21 protein-coding genes are annotated in these 24,263 nt (G+C 61.5%); 19 read left to right on the forward strand and 2 right to left on the reverse strand.

What is annotated here, in order from left to right; all coding sequences use genetic code 11:
* Positions 1-230: 230 nt before the first annotated feature.
* The 18 genes from rpsB to FHS83_RS14620 all read left to right on the forward strand — a co-directional run bounded on the left by rpsB (position 231) and on the right by FHS83_RS14620 (position 19,207).
* Positions 231-1,016, forward strand: coding sequence for a 30S ribosomal protein S2 (gene rpsB / locus FHS83_RS14535; RefSeq protein WP_167083658.1), 786 nt, complete (start codon positions 231-233; stop codon positions 1,014-1,016).
* Positions 1,017-1,036: 20 nt separating this feature from the next.
* Positions 1,037-1,957 (forward strand): translation elongation factor Ts, encoded by a 921-nt coding sequence (gene tsf / locus FHS83_RS14540; protein ID WP_167083659.1) that lies wholly within the window; start codon positions 1,037-1,039, stop codon positions 1,955-1,957.
* A gap of 28 nt (positions 1,958-1,985) precedes the next feature.
* A complete protein-coding gene (gene pyrH / locus FHS83_RS14545) occupies positions 1,986-2,711 on the forward strand; it encodes a UMP kinase (RefSeq protein WP_167083660.1) in 726 nt (241 codons plus the stop codon).
* 38 nt (positions 2,712-2,749) lie between these two features.
* Positions 2,750-3,310, forward strand: coding sequence for a ribosome recycling factor (gene frr / locus FHS83_RS14550; protein WP_167083661.1), 561 nt, complete (start codon positions 2,750-2,752; stop codon positions 3,308-3,310).
* Positions 3,311-3,414: 104 nt separating this feature from the next.
* Positions 3,415-4,149 (forward strand): isoprenyl transferase, encoded by a 735-nt coding sequence (locus FHS83_RS14555; protein ID WP_167083662.1) that lies wholly within the window; start codon positions 3,415-3,417, stop codon positions 4,147-4,149.
* Positions 4,146-5,036, forward strand: a complete 891-nt coding sequence (locus FHS83_RS14560; protein ID WP_167083663.1) for a phosphatidate cytidylyltransferase — start codon at positions 4,146-4,148, stop codon at positions 5,034-5,036. The genes FHS83_RS14555 and FHS83_RS14560 overlap by 4 nt, the downstream gene beginning before the upstream one ends.
* Positions 5,033-6,271: a 1-deoxy-D-xylulose-5-phosphate reductoisomerase gene (gene dxr / locus FHS83_RS14565; protein WP_167083664.1), complete on the forward strand. Its 1,239-nt coding sequence runs from the start codon at positions 5,033-5,035 to the stop codon at positions 6,269-6,271. The genes FHS83_RS14560 and dxr overlap by 4 nt, the downstream gene beginning before the upstream one ends.
* Positions 6,272-6,280: 9 nt before the next feature.
* Positions 6,281-7,414, forward strand: a complete 1,134-nt coding sequence (rseP, locus tag FHS83_RS14570) for an RIP metalloprotease RseP (RefSeq protein ID WP_167083665.1) — start codon at positions 6,281-6,283, stop codon at positions 7,412-7,414.
* A 74-nt stretch (positions 7,415-7,488) separates the two neighbouring features.
* Complete coding sequence (gene bamA, locus FHS83_RS14575) at positions 7,489-9,882, forward strand: outer membrane protein assembly factor BamA (RefSeq protein ID WP_167083666.1); 2,394 nt, start codon at positions 7,489-7,491, stop codon at positions 9,880-9,882.
* Positions 9,883-9,885: 3 nt separating this feature from the next.
* Positions 9,886-10,515, forward strand: coding sequence for an OmpH/Skp family outer membrane protein (locus tag FHS83_RS14580; RefSeq protein WP_167083667.1), 630 nt, complete (start codon positions 9,886-9,888; stop codon positions 10,513-10,515).
* 13 nt (positions 10,516-10,528) lie between these two features.
* Complete coding sequence (lpxD, locus tag FHS83_RS14585; RefSeq protein ID WP_167083668.1) at positions 10,529-11,563, forward strand: UDP-3-O-(3-hydroxymyristoyl)glucosamine N-acyltransferase; 1,035 nt, start codon at positions 10,529-10,531, stop codon at positions 11,561-11,563.
* Positions 11,563-12,057 (forward strand): 3-hydroxyacyl-ACP dehydratase FabZ, encoded by a 495-nt coding sequence (gene fabZ, locus FHS83_RS14590; protein ID WP_167083669.1) that lies wholly within the window; start codon positions 11,563-11,565, stop codon positions 12,055-12,057. The genes lpxD and fabZ overlap by 1 nt, the downstream gene beginning before the upstream one ends.
* Complete coding sequence (gene lpxA, locus FHS83_RS14595) at positions 12,029-12,841, forward strand: acyl-ACP--UDP-N-acetylglucosamine O-acyltransferase (protein ID WP_167083670.1); 813 nt, start codon at positions 12,029-12,031, stop codon at positions 12,839-12,841. Before fabZ ends, lpxA begins: the two co-directional genes overlap by 29 nt.
* Positions 12,838-13,686 carry an LpxI family protein gene (locus FHS83_RS14600; RefSeq protein ID WP_167083671.1) on the forward strand — a complete coding sequence of 283 codons (849 nt, stop codon included), beginning with the start codon at positions 12,838-12,840 and terminating at the stop codon, positions 13,684-13,686. The genes lpxA and FHS83_RS14600 overlap by 4 nt, the downstream gene beginning before the upstream one ends.
* Positions 13,683-14,849 (forward strand): lipid-A-disaccharide synthase, encoded by a 1,167-nt coding sequence (gene lpxB / locus FHS83_RS14605; protein WP_167083672.1) that lies wholly within the window; start codon positions 13,683-13,685, stop codon positions 14,847-14,849. Before FHS83_RS14600 ends, lpxB begins: the two co-directional genes overlap by 4 nt.
* Before the next feature lie 433 nt (positions 14,850-15,282).
* The gene (locus tag FHS83_RS14610; protein ID WP_167083673.1) at positions 15,283-16,287 is read left to right on the forward strand and encodes an aspartate-semialdehyde dehydrogenase; all 1,005 of its coding nucleotides are present in this window, start codon (positions 15,283-15,285) and stop codon (positions 16,285-16,287) included.
* Between the two features lie 91 nt (positions 16,288-16,378).
* A complete protein-coding gene (locus tag FHS83_RS14615; RefSeq protein ID WP_167083674.1) occupies positions 16,379-17,242 on the forward strand; it encodes a hypothetical protein in 864 nt (287 codons plus the stop codon).
* Positions 17,243-17,392: 150 nt separating this feature from the next.
* Positions 17,393-19,207 (forward strand): methyl-accepting chemotaxis protein, encoded by a 1,815-nt coding sequence (locus FHS83_RS14620; RefSeq protein ID WP_167083675.1) that lies wholly within the window; start codon positions 17,393-17,395, stop codon positions 19,205-19,207.
* Between the two features lie 53 nt (positions 19,208-19,260).
* On the opposite strand, the gene gltA is transcribed toward FHS83_RS14620, so the two are convergent.
* Together gltA and gltX are read right to left on the reverse strand one after the other, a co-directional pair.
* On the reverse strand, positions 19,261-20,568 hold the full coding sequence (gltA, locus tag FHS83_RS14625; protein WP_208414837.1) for a citrate synthase: 1,308 nt from the start codon (positions 20,566-20,568) through the stop codon (positions 19,261-19,263).
* An 82-nt stretch (positions 20,569-20,650) separates the two neighbouring features.
* Positions 20,651-22,051 (reverse strand): glutamate--tRNA ligase, encoded by a 1,401-nt coding sequence (gene gltX, locus FHS83_RS14630; protein WP_167083676.1) that lies wholly within the window; start codon positions 22,049-22,051, stop codon positions 20,651-20,653.
* A 118-nt stretch (positions 22,052-22,169) separates the two neighbouring features.
* Here gltX and FHS83_RS14635 point away from each other — a divergent pair, with 118 nt between their 5' ends.
* On the forward strand, positions 22,170-24,248 hold the full coding sequence (locus FHS83_RS14635) for a ComEC/Rec2 family competence protein (RefSeq protein ID WP_167083677.1): 2,079 nt from the start codon (positions 22,170-22,172) through the stop codon (positions 24,246-24,248).
* Positions 24,249-24,263 lie beyond the last annotated feature (15 nt).

Genomic DNA, 24,263 nt, shown 5'->3' on the forward strand with positions numbered 1-24,263 from the left:
TTTGCTGCGCGGGGCGGGGCTTTTCCCCAAGCCTTTGATTTTCCACCATTCTGTCGCGATACGGAGCGGTAGAACCCCTTGCTTGCTGCGGAATCACCCCCTATAACCCCGGCCATTCCGCGCGCGAGGTTGGGTTTTGAGGGGTGTTCCCTCATCCCCGTCCGGTGCTCATTCGCAAGATTGGGTAACTCCTCGCGCTAGGTCAAACCGGAAAAAAGGAAGTTTTTCCAATGGCTCTGCCTGATTTCACCATGCGCCAACTTCTCGAAGCTGGCTCCCACTTCGGTCACCGCACCCAGCGCTGGAACCCCAAGATGGGTCCCTACCTCTATGGGTCGCGCAACGACATTCACATCATCGACCTGACCCAGACCGTCCCGCTGCTGCACCAGGCCCTCAAGGCCCTGCGCGATGTCGCGGCTTCTGGCGGCCGTATCCTTTTCGTCGGCACCAAGCGCCAGGCTGCTGAGCCGATCGCTGCCGCTGCGAAGCGCTGCGCCCAGTATTATGTCAACCACCGCTGGCTCGGCGGCACGCTGACCAACTGGCAGACCATCTCCAACTCGATCAAGCGCCTGCGTTCGATCGAAGAGACCCTCGGCTCGGCCCAGGGTTCGGGTCTGACCAAGAAGGAGCTGCTCAACCTGCTGCGTGAGCGTGACAAGCTGGAACGTTCGCTCGGCGGCATCAAGGAAATGGGCGGCCTGCCGAACATGCTGTTCGTGGTCGACACCAACAAAGAATCCATCGCCATCCAGGAAGCCAAGAAGCTCGGCATTCCGGTCACCGCGATCCTCGACTCCAACTGCGATCCGGATGGCATCGCCTATCCGATCCCGGGCAATGACGACGCTGCTCGCGCCATCGCGCTGTATTGCGATCTCGTCGCCCGCGCGGCCATTGACGGCCTCTCGGAAGGTCAGGTTGCGGCTGGCGTTGATGTCGGCGCTGCTGAAGAGCTGCCCGATACCGAAGCTGCGCCTTTGCCGGAAGCTGAAGCGGCCCCGGCCCAGTAACAAACCTTAGGAGACGCGTTATGGCGGAAATCACCGCTGCACTCGTAAAGGAACTGCGCGACAAGACCGGCGCAGGCATGATGGACTGCAAGAAGGCGCTGAACGAAACCGGCGGCAACCTGTCGGAAGCCGAAGACTGGCTGCGTAAGAGCGGCGCCCTGAAGGCGGCCAAGAAGTCCACCCGTACCGCTGCCGAAGGCCTCGTTGGCGTTGCCGTCAACGGCGGTGCTGGCGTGGTTCTGGAAGTCAATTCCGAGACCGACTTCGTTGCGCGCAACGATGCGTTCAAGGACTTCGTGAAATCCGCCGCCGAACTGGCGCTGGTGGAAGCCTGCACCTTGGAAGCTCTGATGGAGAAGAAGCTGGGCGGCGCGACCGTGCAGCAGACCCTCACCGAGCTGATTGCCAAGATTGGCGAGAACATGAGCGTGCGCCGCGTGGCCAGCCTCACGGTCGAGCCGGGTGTCGTTGCTGCTTACGTGCACAACGCCGCTTCGCCGGAAACCGGCAAGATCGGCGTGCTCGTGGCTGTGAAGTCCACCGGCGATGCCGAGAAGCTGTCCAAGTTCGGCAAGCAGGTTGCGATGCATATCGCCGCCACCTCGCCGCTGGCCACTTCGGTTGCCGAGCTGCCGCAGGAAAAGGTGGAACATGAGCGCGAAATTCAGCGCGAATTGGCCCGCCAGTCCGGCAAGCCCGAGAACGTGATCGAGAAGATGCTCGAAGGCCGTATGCGCAAGTACTACGAAGAAGTGGTGCTGCTGGAGCAGGCTTTCGTGATCACCCCCGACATCACGGTCAAGAAGGCCGCGGAAAACCTTTCGGCTGAGATCGGCACCCCGGTCGAAGTCACGGGCTTCCTGCGCTTCCAGGTGGGCGAGGGCATCGAGAAGGCCGCTGACGACTTCGCTTCTGAAGTCGCCAAGATGGCTGGTAACTAACACTAAAACCCGGAGGGGCTGAACCGTCATGCCGTCAACGCCGAAATACCGTCGCGTACTGTTAAAGGTGTCGGGTGAAGCGTTGATGGGGGATCAGTCCTTCGGGATCGATATCGCCACCGTCGATCGTATTGCTGCTGAAGTAAAAGAGGCAGTGGATGCAGGCTCTCAAGTCTGCATGGTGATCGGCGGGGGCAATATCTTCCGCGGCGTGTCCAATGCCGCGAAAGGTATTGAGCGGGCGACCGCTGACTATATGGGCATGCTGGCGACGGTGATGAACGCGCTTGCCATGCAGGCCGCTCTGGAGCGCACCGGGCTGGAAAGCCGGGTGCAATCCGCCATCCCCATGCAAAGCGTTTGCGAGCCCTATATCCGCCGCCGCGCCGTGCGCCATCTTGAAAAAGGGCGCGTGGTGATTTTCGCGGCCGGTACCGGCAATCCCTTCTTCACCACCGATACCGGGGCAGCGCTCCGTGCGGCGGAGATGAATTGCAACGCGCTTCTGAAGGGCACCAAGGTCGATGGCGTCTACAGCGCCGATCCGGTGAAAGTGCCGGATGCGGAGCGTTATGATACGCTGTCTTACCACGACGTTCTGGCACGCGACCTCAAGGTCATGGACGCGTCGGCGATCAGCCTTTCGCGTGAAAACAAGATTCCGATTATTGTGTTCTCGATTCACGACCGTGGTCAGCTTGCTGCGGTGCTGAAAGGCGAGGGGCGGGCGACGGTCATTCAAGAGAGCGCTTGAAAAAGCGCTTTGGGCGGATAAGCGCATAGGAGGCGCATATGGCCGAGACCTATTCAAAAGATGAAATGGCGCGCCGCATGAAGGCGAGCGTGAGCGCAGCCAAGGACGATTTTGCGGGCCTTCGCACGGGGCGTGCGTCGCCGCACATGCTGGATCCGGTGATGGTGGAAGCCTACGGCCAGAGCATGCCGATCAATCAGGTTGGCACCGTTTCGACCCCCGAACCGCGACTTTTGGCGGTGCAGATCTGGGACAAATCCATGGTTAAGGCCGTGGACAAGGCGATCCGCGATGCCGGTCTCGGCCTCAATCCGCAGATCGATGGCCAGCTTTTGCGTATTCCGATCCCGGAATTGAACCAGGACCGCCGCAAGGAACTGGTCAAGATGGCCCACAAATACGCCGAGCAGGGCCGCATCGCCGTGCGCAATGTGCGCCGCGACGGCATGGAACTGCTCAAGAGGCTCGAAAAAGACAAAAAAATCGGTCAGGACGAGCAGCATAAGCACAGCGAAGAGCTGCAAAAGATTACCGACGCCAATATTAAGGAAATTGACGACGCACTGGCGGCGAAAGAAAAGGAAATCATGCAGGTTTGAACCGCATGATGGCCCTTTGCTGGGTTGCTTGGGGGCGTTGATCGGGTCAGCATGACCCCGGTCGCGCCCCGGCTGCGTAAAGGGCGTTCAAAGGACTTTGGGCAATGGCCGCATCGCCGCTTGATGAGAACCTGCCGCGCCATGTCGCCATCATTATGGATGGTAATGGGCGCTGGGCGAAGAAGCGGCATCTGCCGCGCCAAGCCGGTCATGTGGCGGGCGTCAATGCGGTGCGCGAAGTGGTGCGCGCGGCCTGTGATGCCGGTATCGAGGCGCTGACGCTTTACGCTTTTTCCTCCGAGAACTGGAAGCGCCCGGCGATCGAGGTCGGCGCCTTGATGGGGTTGTTCCGGCTCTATTTCCGCAATGACATGAACGAGGTGATCGAGCGCGGTGCCAAGGTGCGCATCATCGGCCACCGTAATCGCGTCGATCCCGATATCCGCGCCATGATCGAGGAAGCCGAGGTGCGATCGGCCTCCAATACTGGTCTCAATCTGATCTTTGCTTTCGATTACGGCGGCCAGGAAGAAATCGCCGCCGCCGCGCGCGAGCTTGCCCGCGCTGCCAAAGAGGGCCGTCTCGACCCCGAGACCATCACCCCTGAAATTCTGTCGTCGCGCCTGTTCACCGCGGGTCTTCCTGAGCCGGATTTGTTGATCCGCACCTCGGGCGAGCGGCGGTTGTCGAACTTCCTCTTATGGCAGTCGGCTTATGCCGAGCTGATGTTCGTCGACACGCTGTGGCCCGATTTCGGCCGCGAGGAGTTCTTCGACGCGCTGAAGCAATTCGGCAAACGCGAGCGCCGGTTCGGAGCGCTGCCGGGTGTGGTCGCGTGACCGGCCAGAGCGACATCGCGGCGCCTAAGCCTAAGAGCGCCCCTTCCAAATTTTCCCGCGAGTGGAATCTGCGCGTCGTTTTCGGCGTGCTGCTCGCCACCGCGATCATTTCCGTGATTTTCGCCGATAAGCCTTATCTGGAGATCGGTGCTGGAGCCTTCGCAGTGTTGGCGGCGCGTGAATGGCACCGCATGGTGGGCAAGGGGCGCTTCCTCGCAGAAGTGATCCTGACCACCGCGACAGTTTGGATTGCGCTGGCGATGTTTCTGATTTCGCCGTCGCTATCCATCTCGGCGCTGATCCTGTCTCTTGGGACGCTGGTGGTGCTCATCACGGCGCTGCTGCGCAAGAACAATCCCATCTGGCATGCGGCCGGGGTGATCTATTTCGGGCTGCCGGCGCTTTCCATCATCGCGCTGCGCGACTTTGCGCCTTTGGCGGTGGCCACCCATGACGCGCGTTATGGCGCCTGGGTTTTGGTGGGCTTGTTCCTGATCGTCTGGGCCACCGACACCGGTGCGCTTTTGTTCGGCCGTTTTCTTGGCGGCCCGAAACTCGCGCCTGTTCTGTCGCCGAATAAAACCTGGTCAGGCGCGCTTGGCGGCATGGCGGCTGCGGCCGTGGTGGAAGCCATCTTCATCCTGATCATGGGCGGCAATCCGCTTTATGGGGCCATCTTCGGTGTTGGCGTGGCGGTGGTGGCCCATTTCGGCGATCTCTTCGAATCCTGGGTCAAGCGCAGATTCCATGTCAAAGATTCCGGTTCGATGATTCCCGGGCATGGGGGCGTGCTCGACCGTATCGATTCAACCTTGGCCACTTTGGTGGCTGTGGCCGTGCTTGTGCTGGTGCTCAAGCTCGACCCGTTATTTGGAGCCTATTCATGAGGGCGCTTGCTGCACCGCGTGGGAACGCAGAGATTCCCGATCTGTCTGGTGTTTTGCACCGGAGCGTAACCGTTCTCGGTTCCACGGGTTCCATCGGCGTTTCTACGCTGGATGTCATCGCCCATGCACGCGCCACCTATGGCGCCGATGCCTTTCCGCTTGAGGCGCTGACGGCGGGTGGCAATGTCGACAAGCTGATCGAGCAGGCCAAGGCCGCCAAGCCTAAGCTCGCGGTGATCGCCGATGAAAAGCACTTCGCGGCGTTGAAAGACGGTCTTTCCGGCACCGGCATTGAAGTCGCCGCAGGCCGCAAGGCGGTGATCGAAGCCTCTGCGCGTCCCTCTGATACCGTGATGGTCGCGATCATGGGCGCTGCAGCGCTGGAGCCTGCGCTTGCTGCGGTGGCCCGCAGTGCGAATGTTGCGCTCGCCAATAAGGAATGCATCGTTGCCGCTGGCACGGTTTTCCACCGCGTTTTGGCGGCCTCGAAGGCGACTGTGCTGCCGGTGGATTCCGAGCACAACGCCGTGTTCCAGCTCTACGACGCCGAGAAGAACGAAGCGGTGGAGAAGGTCACGCTCACCGCGTCCGGTGGACCGTTCCGCACCTGGGATATTGAGCGCATCCGCGCGGCGACGCCTGCGCAGGCGGTGGCGCACCCCAACTGGTCGATGGGTGCCAAGATTTCCGTCGATAGCGCCACGCTGATGAATAAGGGCCTTGAGCTGATCGAGGCGCATTTCCTCTTCGCGCTTCCGGCCGAGAAGCTGGGCGTAGTGGTGCATCCCCAATCCATCGTGCATGCGATGGTGACCTTCGAAGATGGCTCGACCTTGGCCCATCTTTCGGCGCCCGATATGCGCACGCCGATCTGTCATGCGCTGGCTTGGCCGCGCCGTATTTCCTCGCCCTCGCGCCGCCTCGATCTGCCCGCAGTGGGCCAGCTCACCTTCGAAGCGCCGGATACGGAGCGTTTCCGCTGCCTCAAGCTCGCCATCGAGACCATGGACCGGGGCTGCATGTCGCCGACCATTCTCAATGCCGCCAATGAAATCGCGGTGGATGCGTTCTTGAAGGGCCGCATCGGTTTCATGGACATCGCCCATGTCGTGGAAGACACCCTGAATGATTGTCCGGGTGCAAATATTGAGGCGGAAACGGTGGAGGGGGTGCTGTACACTGACCTCCGGGCCCGTGAAGTCGCCGCCGCAGCCTGCGCCCGCAGGCAAGCTTAAGGAGAGCCGATGCTGACGATTCTTCACGATCTGATCGCCTGGGCGCCTGTCGGCATACCGGCCTTCATCTTCGTGATTAGCGTAGTGGTGTTCTTCCACGAGCTTGGCCATTTCCTGATGGCCCGGGCCTGTGGCGTCGCCATCGAGGCGTTTTCCATCGGCTTCGGCGGTGAGATCGTCGGCTGGACGGATTCGAAAAAGACCCGCTGGAAGATTTGCTGGTTGCCGCTTGGTGGCTATGTGAAGTTCGCGGGAGACGAGAATGCCGCCTCGATCCCCAGCCCAGAACGCCTCGCCGAGATGAGCGAGGAAGAAAAGAAGGGGGCGTTCCCCTTAAAACCGCTCTGGCAGCGCATCCTGGTGGTAGCGGCTGGCCCGATAGCGAATTTCATCCTCGCCTTCGTTGTTTTCGCCTTCCTTTTTGCCGTTTTCGGTGCCCGCACCATTTCAACCTATGTTGGGGTGGTGGAGAAGCCGTCTGCGGCTTATGAGGCGGGCATCCGGCCGGGCGATAAGATTACCGCGGTGGACGGCAAGAAGGTCGAATTATTCAATCCTGACCTCATCCTTGCGATCCGCGATTCGAAGTCTGCGACCCTTGCCGTCACCGTCCAGCGTGGGGACAAGACCCTCAACCTGAAGGTCTCGCCACGGGAAAAGGAAGTGCCTGACATCTTCGGTGGCAAGCACAAGGCGCGCGCCATTGGTGTCGAGCCAGATCAGCAGTCGCCGGAAAACATGGTCTATTTGCCGGTTCCCTTGGAAAAAGTCCCGCTCGTGGCGGCCTACCAATGCTGGGGAATCGTTGATTTATCGCTGACTTACGTATGGCGCATCGTCGCGCAGAAGGCCGACACGAGCCAGCTCGGTGGCCCGGTTCGGATTGCCAAGGTTGCTAAATCGGCGGCCTCCACCGGATTTTACAGCCTTATCTATCTGATAGCTGTCATTTCTGTAAGCATCGGGCTAATCAACCTTTTTCCTATTCCGCTCCTCGACGGGGGGCATCTTCTGTACTATGCATGCGAGGGCGTCTTGGGTCGCCCGCTCTCTGAGCGGGTCCAGGGCGTGGGGTTCAGGATCGGGCTGGCGTTGGTATTGGGTCTCATGATCTTTGCCACCTGGAACGACCTTGTCAGATAGCTTGGGAGGGTCTCGGGGCCGGACATGGCAATTGCGCCATGTGCTGCAATGCGAGACGTGTCAGAGACTAGTGAATGAACACTAAGGCCCTGTTCGCCCGGTTGAAGCGTGTGGCTCCGGCGACGCTCGTACTCACATCCGTCGCCATGGGCGTCGCGGTGGTACCGTCCGCAGATGCTCAGCGCGCCGCGGCGCCGAATCCGTCACAACCTGGTGCCGAACCGGCAGCAGAGCAGGCCCCGCCTGCTGTCGTGCGTCGTATCACGGTGACGGGAGCGCAGCGCATCGAAGCGGCGACGATCCTCACCTACATCACGCTGCATGAAGGCGATACCTACAGCGAATCCGCTTCCGACCGCGCCTTGAAGGCGCTGTTCGCAACGGGGCTGTTCTCGGACGTGAAGATCAATTTCGACGGCTCGATCATGACCGTCCACGTGGTCGAAAATCCGATCATCAACCGCGTCGATTTCGAGGGTAACTCCAAGGTCACGACCAAGGACCTCGAAAAAGAATCGCAGATGAAGCCGCGCATGGTCTTCACCCGCGCCAAGGTTCAGTCCGACGTCCAGCGCATCATCGAACTTTACCGCCGCAATGGTAAGTTCGCCGCCAGCGTCGACCCGCAGATCATTCAGCGTCCGCAGAACCGCGTCGATCTCATCTATTCGATCAATGAAGGCCCGACGACGGGCGTCTCGCGCATCACCTTCTCGGGCAACAAGGCCTTCGACGATTCCACGCTGCGCAAACAGATCGCGACCGAGGAAAGCGCCTGGTGGCGCATTCTGGCGACCAATGATAACTACGATCCCGACCGTCTTCTGTTCGACAAGGCGCAGCTGCATAACTTCTATGCCACGCGTGGCTATGCCGACTTCCAGGTGACTTCGGCGGTGGCCGAACTGACACCGGACCATTCGTCCTTCTACATCACCTTCACCATGGACGAGGGCAAGAAGTACAATTTCGGCAAAGTCGAACTCGTCTCGCGCATCAAGGAATTGCCGGCTCAGGCGCTTCGTCCGCTGGTCGATATCAAGGACGGCGATCTCTATAACCAGGATCGCGTTGAAAAGCTGAAGGACAAGATCGTCAATGCGGTCGGCTCCAAAGGTTATGCCAGCGCTGATGTGGCGGTGCGTTTGCGCCGTGATCCGGAAAGCCACAAGATCGATCTCGTCCTGCGTATCGAGCAGGGCCCACGCGTGTATGTCGACAAGATCAATGTCGTCGGCAACAATCGCACGCTGGATCGCGTCATCCGCCGTGAATTGCGTTTCCAGGAAGGCGATGCCTTCAACCGCGATCTGATCGACCGTTCGCGCACGCGTATCCGCGCGCTGGGCTTTTTCAAGGACGTCACCATCAAGAACGCGGCGGGCTCGCGCCCCGACAAGACCGACATCACGGTCAATGTCGAGGAAATGTCGACCGGCGAAGTCTCGCTGGGTGCCGGTTACTCCTCGACAAGCTCCTTCGTGGGCGAGTTCTCCTACACCGAAAGAAACCTCTTCGGGCGCGGGCAGTTCGTGCGCGGCAGCGTGTCGATGTCCTCGATTTCCAAGCAGTACCAGCTCTCTTTCACTGAGCCATGGTTCCTGGATCGTCCGCTTGCGGCCGGTATCGACCTTTATAAGTGGGTCACGAACTACAACCAGGCGAACTATCAGGGCGATGTGACTGCAGCCGGTCTGCGTTTAGGCTTCCCGACCTCGGAATATGGTTCGGTGCAGCTTCGCTATACCTTCCGCGTCAACAAGATCTCGCCCTATAGCGGCGCGCCGACCTCGTTGTTGCAGGAAATCCAGCTTTACGGCAATCAGACCAATACCTCGCTGATCGGCTTCACCTTCGGCTACAACACGCTCGACGACTATCTGAAGCCGACCAAGGGTGTGATGTTCTCGCTCAGCCAGGACTTCGCGGGTCTCGGCACCGGTTTGAAGTTCCTGAAGACGGAAGCGAGCTGGACCGGGTATCGTCCGCTCTTCTGGGATATGGTGGGGCAGCTCACCTTGGGCTCAGGCTTCATCCAGGGCTATGGCGGCAGCACCGTTCCGATCGAAGAACGTTTCTTCCGCGGCGGCGATACTTTCCGCGGCTTCAAGCTCGCCGGTATCGGTCCGCGTGACACGAGTTATCAGGGCGACTACGGCGCGCTTGGCGGCGACTTCTATGCCCAAGGCTCGGCGCAAGCCCGTCTGCCGGACATCCTTCCGGCCGATTATGGCATGCAGTTCGCGCTGTTCTCCGATTTCGGCACTCTCGGTCATCTCGACACACCGTTCCGCGGTGCGGTCTATCCGAACGTGAAAGACAATCTTGCCTTCCGCGCGTCGGCTGGTATCAGCGTGAAATGGAAGTCGCCTTTCGGCCCGGTGCAGATCGACCTCGGCGTCCCGGTCGTCAAAACCTCTTACGACAAAACCGAATTCATCCACTTCAGTGCCGGCACAGGAATGTGAGCCATGAATAAGACCTCTTCTTTGATCCGTAGTGTCGCGGTCGCGGGAAGCATCCTTCTTGCCGCCGCCACGGCACAATCTGCTTATGCCGCCGCGCCCGCGGGCGGCGCCGCGCCAGCCGCGCGTATCCTGATTATCGATCTGCGCCGGGCGATCGCCGCCTCCAAGGTCGGCCAATCGATCCAAACTCAGGTCAATGCTCTCAAGCAGCAGGCCCAGGGCCAGCTCAACAGCGAAGCCGAAGGTCTGAAGCGCCAGCGCGCCGAGATCGAGCAGCAGGGCGCCATTCTGGCGGCCAATGTGAAGGCGCAGAAGCTGAAGGATTTCCAGACCCGCGCCCAGGCCTTCGAGAAGAAGGTGCAGGAACGTGGCGGCCTGATCCAGGGCGGCATGCTGAAGGCTAATGCCCAGGTGGAAGAGGCGCTTGGCCCGATCCTTCAGGGCCTGATGCAGGAGCGCGGCGCGACCGTGTTGCTCGACCGTGGTGCGGTGCTGCTCGCCCCCAACGCGATCGACGTGACCGGCGTTGTGGTGCAGCGTCTCGACATGAAGATGCCGGCTGTGAAGGTGGAGCTCACTGCGCTTCCGCCGGGCTTGGTGGCGCGCCAGCAGGCCGCCGCTCAGGCGCAGTAATCGGCCGACGGACATGGCCGATCCTCGCTTCTATGACAATCGCGGGCCGTTCACGCTTGCCGAGGTCTGTGCGAGGGTCGGTGCTACCGTACCGGACGGTGCGGATGGCTCAGCGCATATCGCCGATGTGGCGAGCCTTTCAGGCGCTGTCGCGGCCCATCTGACCTTCTTTACGGGCGATAAGCCCAACGCCGCCTTTTCGCAGACCTCCGCTGGCTTTTGCCTCGTCTCGGCGAAAGCCAAGGACATGGTGGCGCCTGAAGGCACTGTGTTGATCCCGGTTTCTTCGGTGCAGCACGCTTTCAGCGCGGCGGCGGAACTCTTCTATCCCGATTGCCACAAATTCGCTGGCCCGTTTAACGCCGGGGTCCATCCCACCGCTATCGTGGGCGCGAATGTGCTCTTAGGGGCTGGCGTCGTGGTTGGTCCGGGGGCGGAGATCGGCGAGGGCACACAGATCGGTCCAAATACGGTGATCGGGCGCGGTGTCGCCATCGGGCGCGATTGCGTCATCGCTGGCAATACCGTCATCGCCTGCGCCTTCATTGGCGATCAGGTCTCGATCCTCGCGGGCGCGCAGATCGGCCAGCCGGGGTTCGGCTTTGCCTCCAGCGCGTCCGGGCACATCAAGATACCCCAGCTTGGCCGGGTGATCATTCAGGACCGGGTGGAAATTGGTGCCTGCACCACCATCGATCGTGGCGCCTTAGGCGACACCGTGGTGGGCGAGGGCACGAAGATTGATAATCTGGTGCAGATTGGGCACAACACCCATATCGGCCGCCACAGCATCATCGTCAGTCAGGTCGGTATCTCCGGCTCGACCGAGATCGGAGATTTTGTCGTACTGGCTGGTCAGGTTGGCGTATCGGATCACGTCAAGATCGGCAGCGGCGCCCGCCTTGGCGGCAAGTGCGGCGTGTTCATGGGGCAGGTGTTAGAGGGTGGCAAGGATTACGGGGGCATCCCTGCCAAACCGGTACGCGATTGGTTGCGTGAGATTAGTGCAGTCGGCGCGCTGGTGAAGAAGCCGAAACGAGGAAGTTGATGTCGGACGAAGCAGAAAAAGTGGTGCTCGACTCGGAAGCGATTATGCGGCTCATCCCGCATCGTCATCCGATGCTGATGGTCGAGAAGCTGACCGACATCGTGCCGCATCAGAGCGCCACCGGCTACAAGGCCGTGAGCTTTAACGAGCCGCATTTCGCAGGCCATTTCCCGGGCCATCCGGTGATGCCGGGCGTGTTGATCGTGGAAGCCTTGGCGCAGACCGCAGGCGCGATGGTGATGTATTCCATCGAACTCAGCTCCGACAATCGCGTGGTCTATTTCATGACCATCGAGAAGGCGCGTTTCCGCCGCCCCGTGCGTCCGGGCGACATGCTGGAGATGAAGGTGAAAGCGCTGCGGCGTCGTGGCCCGGTCTGGCGTTTTTCTGGTGAAGCCTTTGTCGACGGTGCATTATGCGCAGAGGCCGAATTCTCGGCCATGATCTACGAAGGCACGGCAGACAATGGCGGTTCATCCGACGGCAATCGTTGAAGACGGCGCAGTATTAGGCGCCGGAGTCGAGATCGGACCCTTTTCAATTGTCGGTAAGGACGTGCGCCTGGGCGATGGCGTGCGTCTTCTTTCGCATGTCGTGATCGGCGGCATTACAACGATTGGCGCGCGTACCGTGGTGCATCCCCATGCCGTGTTGGGCGGGGAGAGCCAGATCCGCGGGCATAACCCGGCAGGCACCGAGCTTTCGATCGGGGAAGACTGCATCATCCGTGAGGCGGTCACGATCAGCTTAGGTTCGCCCAAGAGCCACAACATCACCCGCGTCGGGTCGCGCAATTACCTGATGGCCTATAGCCATATCGGCCATGACTGCATCGTCGGCAATGACTGCACCTTTGCCAATGGCGCCCAGCTCGGCGGGCATGTCACCATTGGCGATAGCGTGGTTCTGGGCGGGCTTTGCACCGTGCAGCAATTCGGCCGTATCGGCCGTGGCGCGATGCTGGGCGGCATGGCGGGCGCCAATCTGGATGTGATCCCTTTTGGCATTGCCTTCGGCTCGCACGCCTTCCATGCGGGCCTCAATATCGTTGGGCTGAAGCGCCGCGGCGTGTCGCGCCCCGCCATTCATGCCCTGCGCCACACCTATAAGGCGGTGCTGGTGAGCGACGAGGGCACGCTGGCCGAGCGGGTGGCTTTCGCCCGCCAGGAGTGGGGCTCTCACCCCGAAGTTGCCGAAGTACTCGATTTCATTGCCGCGCCCGCCAAGCGCAAGATCGCGCCTGCGCGCCGCCACGGCGAAGACGCGGACGAAGCATGACGACTGCCGCCGTAAAAACGCCTTTGGGGGTGATCGCCAGCGGCGGCGACCTGCCCAAGGCGATTGCCGAAAGCGCCCGCGATGGGGGCCGCGCGGTTTTTGTCATCGCGCTCACCGGTTCCGCCGAGGAATGGGTCAAGGACTTCCCGCATGAATGGTGCGGGCTGGGCGAGGTCGGCAAGCTGCTCAAGGCCCTGAAGGGCGCGGGCTGCGAAGAGATTACTATGGCGGGCAAGATCGCCCGGCCGAAATTCTCAGATATCAAGCTCGACTGGAAGGGCGTGCTGGTCGCGCCCGGCATTATCGCCGCCGCCCGCAAGGGCGATGACGGGCTGCTGCGCGCGGTGGTCGAGACGGTCGAGCGCGAAGGTTTTCGGGCCATCGGGGCCCAGGACGCGGCGCCGGGTTTGCTGGTGCAGGAGGGCCCGCTGGGGCGGCTGAAACCAGATGCCGAGGACGAAGTCGATATCGCCACCGCCTTCAAGATCGTGCGCACCTTGGGCGAGCTCGATGTAGGGCAGGCGGCGGTGGTCTCCGAAGGCCTGCCGCTGGCGGTGGAAGCCGCTGAGGGCACCGACGCCATGATCGCCCGTATCGGTACGCTGCCGAAACATTTCCGCGGGCAGGCGGATAAACGCCGTGGCGTGCTGGTGAAAGCGCCCAAGCCGATCCAGGACCGCAAAACGGATTTGCCGGTGATCGGCATCGCCACGGTGCGGAACGCTGCCGCTGTGGGGCTTGCAGGCATCGCCGTGGAAGCGGGTGGGGCGCTCATCTTAGGCCAGAAGGCTGTCGCCGAAGAGGCTGACAAGCTTGGACTTTTTGTGATTGGCGTGAAGCCATGAAGCACTTGATGCTGATTTGCGGCGAACCCTCCGGCGATGCGCTGGGCGGTCAGCTTATGGCCGCGCTGAAGGATTTGTGTGGCGGCGAGATCAAGATCAGCGGCGTTGGTGGCGAGGCGATGAAGGCTGAGGGGCTGGAACCGCTCTTCGGTCTGGACGCGACCTCGGTCACCGGCTTGCAGGAGGTGATTTCGCATATCCCGGAGATTTTGCGCCGGGTGAAGCGTGCCGCCGACTATGCCATCGCCACCAAACCGGATGCGGTGGTGCTGATCGATTCACCTGATTTCACACATCGAATTGCGCAGCGGATCAAACGATTAGCGCCCGAACTTAAGACAATAAATTATGTCGCCCCGCAGGTTTGGGCGACGCGTGCGTACCGCGCCAAGAAGATGGCGAAGTATTTCGATCTGGTGTTGGCGCTGTTACCATTCGAGCCGCCCTTCTTTGCGGGCTATGGGCTGAAGGCGGTGTTCGTCGGCCATCCTGCGCTGGAGCGCGGCAAGAAGATGGTCGGTGGTGAGGCCTTCCGCGCCCGTCACAATATCCCCGCCGATGCGCCCTTGCTCGCGGTCTTGCCGGGCAGCCGCAACAATGAGGTGAAGGCTCTGCTGCCGGTTTTCGCCGAAACCGTGCGCCTGCTTGGCGCCCGCATCCCGGGTCTCCATACCGTGCTGCCGACCGTGCCCCATGTGGCGGAGCGGGTCCGGGCTGGGGTGGAGAACTGGCCAGCGCCACTCACCCTGATCGAGGGCGAGGCGGAGAAATTCGCTGCCTTCGATGCCGCCGATGCCGCGCTCGCCGCCTCGGGCACGGTGACGACCGAACTGGCGCTGGCGAAGACCCCGATGGTGGTTTCCTACAAGCTGGGGGCGATGACGGCGGCGATCTACCGTCCGCTGATCCGGGTGAAGTACTACACCCTGGTCAATCTGATCCTGGGCCGCCTCGCGGTGCCCGAACTGATGCAGGAGGACTGCCAGCCAGGGTTACTGGCGGACGCCGTCGCCCCGCTCCTGACCGATCCCGCCGCCGCCGCTTCCCAGACCGCTGACCTTGACGAGGCGCTGCGCCTGATGGGGGCGGGGGCGGAAAATCCCTCCCACCGGGCCGCCCAGGCGATTTTGGAGTTTCTACATGAACCTTCACCCTCCCCATGAGGGAGGGTCGAAAAACGCCTGCGTTTTTCGGGGAGGGGTATGTCGCGTCGCATCCGGCTCGGCAGGATGGGTGAGTTTGCTCCAGAATTGTCCCCCTTCGCGCATTCTCGGGTGGCACGACATACCCCTCCCCGAAATTCCACGCGCGGCGCGCGTAAGAATTTCGACCCTCCCTCAAGGGGAGGGTGGAGTGGCTGCTTTCTGCCTCCTTGTGACAAACGAACCGTTGACGGCGCCTCTGCGCAACAATAGTTTGCCGCCCACGATGAAGATGGTGCTCAAGCGCATGACGACGACGACGACCAAGCCCTCCGGGGTTTTGGTTCGCGCGCGCTGACGCCTAAACGCCAACGCAAACGACCCGAAGCCCCTGCCGCAAGGCCCGGGGCTTTTTTATTACCCGCGCCGAAGGCAATACGAAGAGAGAGACGACATGAAAGCCAATCCCACTGTTGCCATCGTCGGCGCCACCGGCGCAGTCGGCGCCGAGTTCATCGGCTGCATCGAGACGCGCAATTTCCCGGTCGGCAAGCTGAAGGCGCTGGCCAGCGCCCGTTCTGCCGGCAAGACGCTGCCGTTCCGTGGGCAGCAGGTTGTCATCGAAGAGCTGACCGAAGCTTCCTTCGAAGGCGTCGATATCGCGCTGTTCTCGGCGGGCGGCTCCATCTCCAAGAAATTCGCCCCCATCGCCGTCAAGGCGGGCGCGGTGGTGGTCGACAACTCCTCGGCCTTCCGCATGCTGGAGGACGTGCCGCTGGTGATCCCGGAGATCAACGCGAACCGCATCAAGGATCACAAGGGCATCATCGCCAACCCCAACTGCGCCACCATCACCGCCCTGGTGCCGCTCTGGCCGGTGCATAAGAAGAACCGCATCAAGCGCCTGATCATTTCCACCTATCAGGCCGCCTCTGGCGCCGGTGCCGCGGCGATGGCCGAACTCGCCGACTCCACCAAGGCCTATCTTGAGGGCAAGCCTTACGAGCCCAAGGTGCTGCCGCATCCTTATGCCTTCAACCTCTTCAGCCATAACACCGCCATCGAAGAGACCGGCTATAATGGCGAGGAGACTAAGGTCATCATCGAGACCAGGAAGATCTTCGAAGACCAGCAAATTGCCGTGAACGCCACCTGCGTGCGCGTGCCGGTCTTACGTGCCCATTCGGAATCCATCACCTTCGAATGCGAAGCCCCGATCACCCCGGAAGAGGTGCGCGCGCTGCTGATCGATGCGCCGGGCGTGAAGCTGGTGGACGACCGCGAGAAGAACTATTTCCCCATGCCGATCGACGCGTCGGGGCAGGGCGATGTCCTGGTCGGGCGCATCCGCAAGGACCTCTCGGACCCCTCCGGCCATTCGGTCTCGATCTTCGTCGCCGCGGACCAGCTTCTGAAGGGCGCCGCCCTTAACGCGGTGCAGATCGCCGAACTTCTGTAACGGGGTGCGGGCGGCCTCCTCGCATGGGGAGGCCGTTCAGCCACGGTTCAGCTTACGCCAGTCACACTTCTGGGTAAGGAAGGGTGGCTCCATGCGGTTTGCAGCAGCGGCGGTATTGGTGTGTGTGGCGGTGTCGGCGGCAGAGGCCGCCCCAACCTGTCTGAAACCAGCGGAGCTGAAGCTTCTAAAAACGGCCGTCCTGGAGCAGGCGCTCGCCACCGCGGCGCAAAGCTGCCATCTGGAGGCGGCACATGCCCGTTTCCGGGCGGTCTATCGCGCGGATTTGCAGGCGAGCGACCGCGCCCTGAAAGGCTTTTTTGCCAGCCGAAAATCGGGCGAGACCTACACCGCGTATAAGGCGCGGATTGGCCGGGAAATCGCTGGCCGCAGCCATGACGCCAAATTCTGCCGCGCGGCAGGTGTAATTTTCGCCATCGCCCTCAATCACGAAAAAGCCAGCCCGCCATCTTTGGGAGCTACCGGATATGAGCATTGCGCGATGCCCGGGATTCCATCCGCGCCGCAACATCCCCTTCAGATCGAAGCTGCGTCTGTGTCGCCTTCGCGCGAGATGCCGCCCGTTCCCTCCGTGAGGCCGCAGCCGGTCACCGTGGCCACGGCGGTGCCTCTGCGTTTGACGGCACCGCTTCATTCTAACGATGCGCAAAAACAGGTGGAGTCGCCCGCGCAATCGCCCGTAGCCGAGCACGACGAAAGCTGGCGAGAGGCTTCTAATGTCGATCTTTCCAGCCTTGCTGATGCAGCGGATGAAGGCTCGCCTTATAAGCCGGGCGATCCCGTACCGAATGCGTACAAGCCTGGGGCCGTCTGGATCAGCGCCGCTGCGCAACCTGTCCAGCCCGCCCAGTACCAGCCACGCCCGCCGAACCCCGATGTCTATCTCGGTATAGATGGCCGCTGGCATCCAAGGCCACGCGAGGCCCATCGCGAGTAACGTCCGGTTTGTTTTACGAACTTATTCGTACGTCGTGCTGCGCATCGGCATCCGTATAATCCACGATACGTCTTCGCTGCTTGGCTTTAGAGTTAATTTTACCTCTACCGCTATCGTCACCCCGTAATCTTGGGTTGGGCGAGAAACGTGATGCGGGACATGACAGCGGCGCCATCGCGCGGCATCGCCTTCAAGCTGACGATATCGCAAATCGTGATGGCGGTGATCGCCGTGGCCGCGATCGTCCTCTTGATGGCGATCTATCGCCTGACGGAAGCGCAAGTCTCGCGGGATGTGGCAGAGGCCAATGCGCAAGCAAGCCTCGCCTTCAATTTGCAGCGGGCCCGCAAGGAAACCGAAATCGACATCATTCAGATCCAGCAATATCTGCAAGATGTCTCAGCTACGCGTCTGGTTGATGGTCTTGGAGCTGATGATTGGACCATCGTGGCCGATTATGCGCAGCGCTTTGACAAAGATATCGGTGAAGCCCGTCAGATCGCCGAGCAGCTCGGCGACACTGTTCTGGTGGGTGTGCTTGATAAGATGAAGGCCGAGTTTCCCGCCTATTACGAGACCGGCCGTGAAATGGCGAAGGCCTATATCAAGGATGGCCCGCTGGGCGGTAATGCGGCCATGCCGAAATTCGACGCCGCCGCGACGGCTTTGACTGAGGCCATCAAGGCCGCTGATGGTCGGATTGCCGCGATCCGGGAAGCCGCCGATGCAGGACGAGCCGCCGCTGCTGCCTCGCGCCAGCGCGCGAATGATTACATGACTATTTTGGGCGTTATCCTTGCGGTCGTTCTGGTTGTGGTCAGTGTTCTGATTTTGCGTTTTGTGCGGAACAGCCTGTTGCGCCCGCTGGCTCGGGCAACCCACGTGCTGGACGAGATGGCGTGTGGCAATACCGATGTGTCGGTCGCTGAATTCACCAGCGATGACGAAATGGGTCAACTCGTGCTGGCGCTGCAAAAAGTTCGTCGCAACGCGCAAGAGACCTATGAAGCCGAGCGCCGCAAGGAAGAGGCCGTGATTTCATCACTGGGCAAAGGCCTGCACGCGCTGGCGAGCGGCGATCTCAATTATCGCCTGGAAGAAGACATGGCGGGCGCTTTCGCGGCCTTGCGCGCGGATTTCAATGCAGCATTGGCACGGCTGCAGCAGACCATCGCGACCGTGGCCGAGACTGCGGGAAGCGTCGCTCATGGTGCGGGCGAAATTTCGAGCGCCACAGATCTTTTGGCCAAGCGCGCTGAGCATCAGGCGGCGAGCCTGGAAGAAACCTCAGCGGCATTACAGGAAATAACCAATACCATCACCGTGACGGCGGAGAACGCCAAGGAAGCGCGCGATGTCGTGGCCAATGCCAAAGGCTCGGCGGAGAAGGGCGGCGAGGTTGTCACCACCGCCGTTGCGGCCATGGAGGAGATTTCCAAATCCTCCAAGAAAATTTTCGATATCGTCGGTGTGATCGATGAGATCGCCTTCCAGACCAATCTTCTGGCGCTCAATGCCGGTGTAGAGGCGGCGCGGGCAGGCGATTCAGGGCGCGGTTTTGCCGTGGTAGCTTCGGAAGTGCGCGCACTGGCACAGCGTTGCGGCAAAGCTGCCAAAGAGATCAAGGACCTTATCGCGGCCTCGCATGAGCAAGTGGAATCCGGCGTGGCGCTGGTGAACCGGTCGGGCGAGGCTTTGGGCGATATTCTGGGCCAGGTCAGCCGTATCAATGCGCTGGTGGCCGATATGGCGCAAGTCTCCGAGCAGCAGGCCGCCAGCATCAAGCAGATCACGACGGCGGTTTCCGATATGGATACGGTCACCCAGCAAAGCGCTTCCATGGTGCAGCATAATCGCGAGGTCGCCCACGATTTGTCGCGCCAGACCGGCGCACTCGCCAAGCTGGTGGCGTTCTTCTCTACGGGCTCAAAAGCGCTCGCGCCGCAAAACCGCAGAGCCGCGTAAAAGAAAACGCCCCGCTGTTTCCAACGGGGCGTTCGTTTTTGATGTGAACCAGATCAACGCGCGTCGAGCGGGACGTAATCGCGCTGTTGCGCGCCGGTATAAAGCTGGCGCGGACGGCCGATCTTCTGATGCGGGTCTTCCAGCATCTCTTTCCACTGGCCGATCCAGCCCACTGTGCGCGCGAGCGCGAAGAGGGCGGTGAACATCGACACCGGGAAGCCGAGCGCACGCAGGGTGATGCCCGAATAGAAGTCGATATTGGGATAAAGCTTCTTCTCGACGAAATACTCGTCCTGCAGCGCGATGCGCTCCAGCTCCACAGCCACATGCAATAACGGATCGTCATGCTGGCCGAGCTCATCGAGCACGGCGTGGCACTGGATCTGCATCGCCTTCGCGCGCGGATCGTAGTTCTTATAGACGCGGTGACCGAAGCCCATCAGGCGGAAAGGATCGTTCTTATCCTTGGCCCGGCGGATGAACTCGGGAATGCGGTCCACCGTGCCGATGGTTTCCAGCATCTTCAGCGCCGCTTCATTGGCGCCGCCATGCGCGGGGCCCCAGAGGCAGGCGATGCCGGCCGCGATACAGGCAAACGGGTTCGCGCCCGAGGAACCGGCAAGACGCACGGTCGAGGTCGACGCGTTCTGCTCGTGATCGGCGTGCAGGATGAAGATGGTGTCGAGCGCCTTGGCGAGCACCGGGTTCACCACATATTCCTCAGCCGGGACCGAGAAGCACATATGCAGGAAATTCTCGGTATAGCCGAGCTTGTTCTTCGGATAGACGAAGGGCAGGCCGGTGGAATAGCGATAGGCCATCGCCGCAATGGTCGGGATCTTGGAGACGAGACGCACGCAGGCGATCTCGCGCTGGCGCGGATCGTTGATGTCGAGTGAGTCGTGATAGAAGGCCGAGAGGGCCCCGACGACGCCGCACATCACCGCCATGGGATGGGCGTCACGGCGGAAGCCGCGATAGAACGAAGCCAGCTGTTCATGCACCATCGTGTGATGGGTGATGGTGTAGTCGAACTTCGTCATTTCCTCCTTGTTCGGCAGATCGCCGTAGAGGAGCAGGTAGCAGACTTCCAAGAAGCTCGATTTGGCGGCGAGCTGGTCGATGGGATAGCCGCGATAGAGCAGAATGCCCTCATCGCCGTCGATGAAGGTGATGTCGCTTTCGCAGCTGCCCGTCGAGGTGAAGCCGGGGTCATAGGTGAACACGCCAGCTTCGGCGTAGAGCTTTCGGATATCGACCACGTCCGGGCCTTGGCTGCCGCTGAATACCGGCAAGTCGACTTTCTTGCCTTTGATCTCCAGGGTCGCTGTGCCGTTCGGCACTGCCTTACTGTCTCGCATCGTGGTCTCCCGTTAAACGATCTGTCGCGCTTTCCTGCAATGCAGCAATTTTCCGAGTGCGCTGTCAATCGCTAGAACGGCTCTAAATCGTGTGTGCTGAGAGCCTAGTAAGAGATTCGTTACGTCCCAGCACCTCCAACATTGCAAAAATTGGTGGCGAGGTGGTTTTGCCGGTGAGCGCGGCGCGCAGCGGCTGGGCCACTTGCCCCAATTTTAGCCCCTTGGCTTCGGCGAATGCACGCGCTTTGTCTTCCAAAGCGTGGGCTGTCCACGCGCTGTCTGTCAGCGTTGTCAGGAATTCGCCGAGGTTTTTCTTGGCGTCGTCATTCAGCAATTTGGCGGCGGCTTCATCAGGCGTCCGTACGCCATCGGTGAAGAGGAATTCCGCCGCGCTGGTCAGTTCGACCAGGGTTTTGGCACGTTCCTTGAGCTGCGGCATTGCTTTTACGAGGCGTTCGCGCGCAAGCGCAGAAAGAGTGCGCGGTGGGGTTTCGCGTGCCAGCATCGCTGCAATCTCGTCAGCCAATGCTGTGTCGGCCATCTCGCGCAGGTAATGAGCGTTCAGATTATCGAGCTTCTTGAAATCGAGTCGCGCCGGGCTCTTGCCGATGCTCTCGAGATTGAACCATTCCACAGCCTGCTTTGTGGGAATGATCTCGTCATTGCCATGGCTCCAGCCGAGGCGGAGCAGGTAGTTGCGCATGGTTTCGGGCAGATAGCCCATGTCGCGATAGGCTTCCACCGCCAGCGCACCATGGCGCTTGGAGAGCTTGGCGCCGTCCGGGCCATGGATCAGCGGAACGTGGCCATAGACAGGCTCCGGCCAGCCCAGCGCCTTGATCAGCTGCATCTGGCGAGCGGCATTGTTGAGATGGTCGTCGCCACGGATGATGTGGGTTACGCCCATATCGTAATCGTCCACCACCACGGCCAGCATATAGGTCGGGGTGCCGTCGGAGCGCAGCAGGATCATGTCGTCGAGCTGCTCATTGGCAAAACGCACATCGCCTTGGACGATATCGCGGATGATGGTCTCGCCGCTGTCTTGCGCCTTGAGGCGGATCACGAAAGGCGCGCCTTCGGGGGCATCCTTGGGACCCTTGTCGCGCCAGCGCCCGTCATAGCGGATGGGCTTGCCAGCGGCGCGCTGGGCGGCGCGCATCTCATCGAGCTCCGCCGGGGTGGCATAGCAACGATAGGCACGGCCTTGGCTAAGCAGCAGCTCGGCCACTTCGCGGTGCCGCGGGGCGCGTTCGAACTGATAGGTGATCTCACCATCATGATCGAGTTCCAGCCACTTCATGCCGTTCAGGATGGCGGCCACGGCTTCCGGGGTGGAGCGCTCGCGGTCGGTATCCTCAATACGCAGCAGGAACTTGCCGCCCGTATGGCGGGCATAGAGCCAGTTGAAGAGGGCCGTGCGGGCACCGCCGATATGCAGCATGCCGGTGGGCGAAGGCGCAAAGCGCAGGACGGGGGTCATAGGTTCTGTCATGATGGGGATCGGGGGCTAATCGCGAATTGGGCTTTAAGTGATTGCGCGGCCAAGTGCAATTTCGCTGAGGGGCGGAGAGGGCTTTATTGCCGCTTTGTGCGGATTTGTGGCCGATGGGCTGCGCAATATTCGCGCATCAGCGCTTTCAGACCGCATCCGCTGGCCATTATGGCTGCCGGTCGCGCAAGGCGCCGGAATCGGCTGGTATTTCGCGCTGCTGCAGGAGCCGCCGCTCAAAACCGCCTATGGCGCGCTGGCGATGGCGCTTTTGGCCGGGGTTCTGGCCGTTTTCAGCCCCAGCGCCAGGCTCAAAATCCTTCTGGCACTCGTGGCGGCGTTTGCGCTGGGATTCGGCACGGCCAAGTTGCGCAGCGACAGCGTGGCGGCACCGGTACTGACCGAGCGTATCGGTCCCTTGCACATCACGGCGCTGGTGGTGGGCTCCGAACCGCGCGGCTATGGCAGCAGGCTGCTGCTGGAGCCTTTCCCCATCGACCGCTTGGGCGCGCGGACACCCAAATACATCCGCCTGACGGTGCGGGCGCATAGCGCTGTGCCGCGGCCCGGCGATTGGGTTGAGGTGATCGCCATTTTGATGCCGCCGCCGGAACCCTCCATGCCCGGCGATTACGATTTTGGCCGCTGGGCCTATTTTCAGCAGATTGGCGCGGTCGGGTATCTTTACGGCGTGCCGCAAGAGATCGCGCCGCCACGGCTGCACACGCTGTTGGAGAAGCTGCGCGCGGGGCTGGAGGATTTGCGCGGGCGCATGACCGCGCGTGTACGGAGCATTATTCCGGGGCGCGATGGGGTGATCTCGGCGGCGCTGATCACCGGGCAGCGTGTCGATATCGATGCCTCCGATCAGACGGCTTTTCGCGATTCCGGGCTGATGCATGTGCTGTCGATATCGGGTCTGCATCTGGCGCTCGCGGGCGGGTTCTTCTTCTGGACCATCCGCGCCTTCTTCGCGCTTTTCCCGTCCATCGTTCTGCGGCATCCCATCAAGAAATGGGCTGCCATCGGCGCGCTGGCGGGATCGACCTTCTATCTTCTCATTTCAGGCTGCGAGGCGCCTGCGGTGCGCTCCTGGATCATGCTGGCGGTGATGTTTTGCGCCATTCTGGTGGACCGGCCCGCGCTCTCGATGCGATCTGTGGCGCTTTCCGCTGGCTTTATTCTGCTCGTCACGCCCGAGAACATGCTCGATCCTGGGTGCCAAATGTCCTTCGCCGCCGTGATCGGGCTGATCGCGTTTGCGGAATGGAGTGCGGCCCATCGCGGCGAGGAAACGCGCAAAAGCTGGCTGTTCAAGGCCTGGCAGTATCTCGGCGGCATCTGCATCACCAGCATCATCGCCGGGCTTTGCACCGCGCCCATCGCCATCTTTCATTTCGACCGCGCCTCGCCGTTTGGCATTCTCGCCAATCTCGCGGCCTTGCCCGTGGTGGGCGCGGTGATCATGCCCGCCGCCACCGCCGCCATGGTGCTGATGCCATTCGGTCTCGATGAATGGACCCTCATTATCATGGGCAAGGGCGTGGCGGTGATGATGGCGATTGCCCATTGGGTGGCGGCGTTGCCGGGCGCGGGCACGGTGGTTCCGGCTTGGCCTGGGGCGGCGGTGGCCGCAGTGATGACGGGCGGCTTATGGATCGCGTTCTGGCGCAAATCCTGGCGCTGGCTGGGGCTCTTGCCGGTGCTTGGAGGAATTGCTTTCGCGCTGACTGCCGAGCCGCCGGATTTATTGGTGGCACGCGATGGGCGCACGGTGGCGCTGCGCCTAAATGATGGACGTTTCGGCTTCATCGGTAAGGTGAAGGATCGTTATGCCGCCGAGAATTGGCTCAGGCGCGCTGGCGATGAACGAAAGCCCGACGAGGCGATTGGCGGGGCAGGGATGACATGCGATGCGCTTGGCTGCATTGCGCGGCTGCGCGGTGCCACCGTGGCGGTAGATTTGCGCGCCGAAGCCTTGGGCGAAGATTGCACCACGGCTGATATCCTCGTCAGCGCGACGCAAGCGCATGGGTTTTGTGTGGGGCCAAAACTCGTGATCGACCGCAGTGATCTCGATGCCAACGGCGCTTACGCTGTGCGGTTCAACCCGCTGACGGTGGAGACGGTGGCGGGTCTACGCGGGCAACGGCCGTGGAGTGGGCGCTCAACTCAACCCTCCCCTTGAGGGAGGGTGACGAAA

Origin of the sequence: Rhizomicrobium palustre (assembly GCF_011761565.1) — a bacterium.
In the GTDB taxonomy this organism is placed as follows: domain Bacteria; phylum Pseudomonadota; class Alphaproteobacteria; order Micropepsales; family Micropepsaceae; genus Rhizomicrobium; species Rhizomicrobium palustre.

What these genes read in the sequence shown, in the direction of transcription:
- FHS83_RS14600 (WP_167083671.1), top strand. Translation starts at nt 12,838, where the DNA reads ATGACGACTGCCGCCGTAAAAACGCCTTTGGGGGTGATCGCCAGCGGC.
- lpxA (WP_167083670.1), top strand. Translation starts at nt 12,029, where the DNA reads ATGGCGGTTCATCCGACGGCAATCGTTGAAGACGGCGCAGTATTAGGC.
- lpxB (WP_167083672.1), top strand. Translation starts at nt 13,683, where the DNA reads ATGAAGCACTTGATGCTGATTTGCGGCGAACCCTCCGGCGATGCGCTG.
- FHS83_RS14620 (WP_167083675.1), top strand. Translation starts at nt 17,393, where the DNA reads ATGCGGGACATGACAGCGGCGCCATCGCGCGGCATCGCCTTCAAGCTG.
- rseP (WP_167083665.1), top strand. Translation starts at nt 6,281, where the DNA reads ATGCTGACGATTCTTCACGATCTGATCGCCTGGGCGCCTGTCGGCATA.
- rpsB (WP_167083658.1), top strand. Translation starts at nt 231, where the DNA reads ATGGCTCTGCCTGATTTCACCATGCGCCAACTTCTCGAAGCTGGCTCC.
- lpxD (WP_167083668.1), top strand. Translation starts at nt 10,529, where the DNA reads ATGGCCGATCCTCGCTTCTATGACAATCGCGGGCCGTTCACGCTTGCC.
- pyrH (WP_167083660.1), top strand. Translation starts at nt 1,986, where the DNA reads ATGCCGTCAACGCCGAAATACCGTCGCGTACTGTTAAAGGTGTCGGGT.
- FHS83_RS14555 (WP_167083662.1), top strand. Translation starts at nt 3,415, where the DNA reads ATGGCCGCATCGCCGCTTGATGAGAACCTGCCGCGCCATGTCGCCATC.
- frr (WP_167083661.1), top strand. Translation starts at nt 2,750, where the DNA reads ATGGCCGAGACCTATTCAAAAGATGAAATGGCGCGCCGCATGAAGGCG.
- bamA (WP_167083666.1), top strand. Translation starts at nt 7,489, where the DNA reads ATGAACACTAAGGCCCTGTTCGCCCGGTTGAAGCGTGTGGCTCCGGCG.
- gltA (WP_208414837.1), bottom strand. Translation starts at nt 20,568, where the DNA reads ATGCGAGACAGTAAGGCAGTGCCGAACGGCACAGCGACCCTGGAGATC.
- FHS83_RS14610 (WP_167083673.1), top strand. Translation starts at nt 15,283, where the DNA reads ATGAAAGCCAATCCCACTGTTGCCATCGTCGGCGCCACCGGCGCAGTC.
- FHS83_RS14580 (WP_167083667.1), top strand. Translation starts at nt 9,886, where the DNA reads ATGAATAAGACCTCTTCTTTGATCCGTAGTGTCGCGGTCGCGGGAAGC.
- fabZ (WP_167083669.1), top strand. Translation starts at nt 11,563, where the DNA reads ATGTCGGACGAAGCAGAAAAAGTGGTGCTCGACTCGGAAGCGATTATG.
- gltX (WP_167083676.1), bottom strand. Translation starts at nt 22,051, where the DNA reads ATGACCCCCGTCCTGCGCTTTGCGCCTTCGCCCACCGGCATGCTGCAT.
- dxr (WP_167083664.1), top strand. Translation starts at nt 5,033, where the DNA reads ATGAGGGCGCTTGCTGCACCGCGTGGGAACGCAGAGATTCCCGATCTG.
- tsf (WP_167083659.1), top strand. Translation starts at nt 1,037, where the DNA reads ATGGCGGAAATCACCGCTGCACTCGTAAAGGAACTGCGCGACAAGACC.
- FHS83_RS14615 (WP_167083674.1), top strand. Translation starts at nt 16,379, where the DNA reads ATGCGGTTTGCAGCAGCGGCGGTATTGGTGTGTGTGGCGGTGTCGGCG.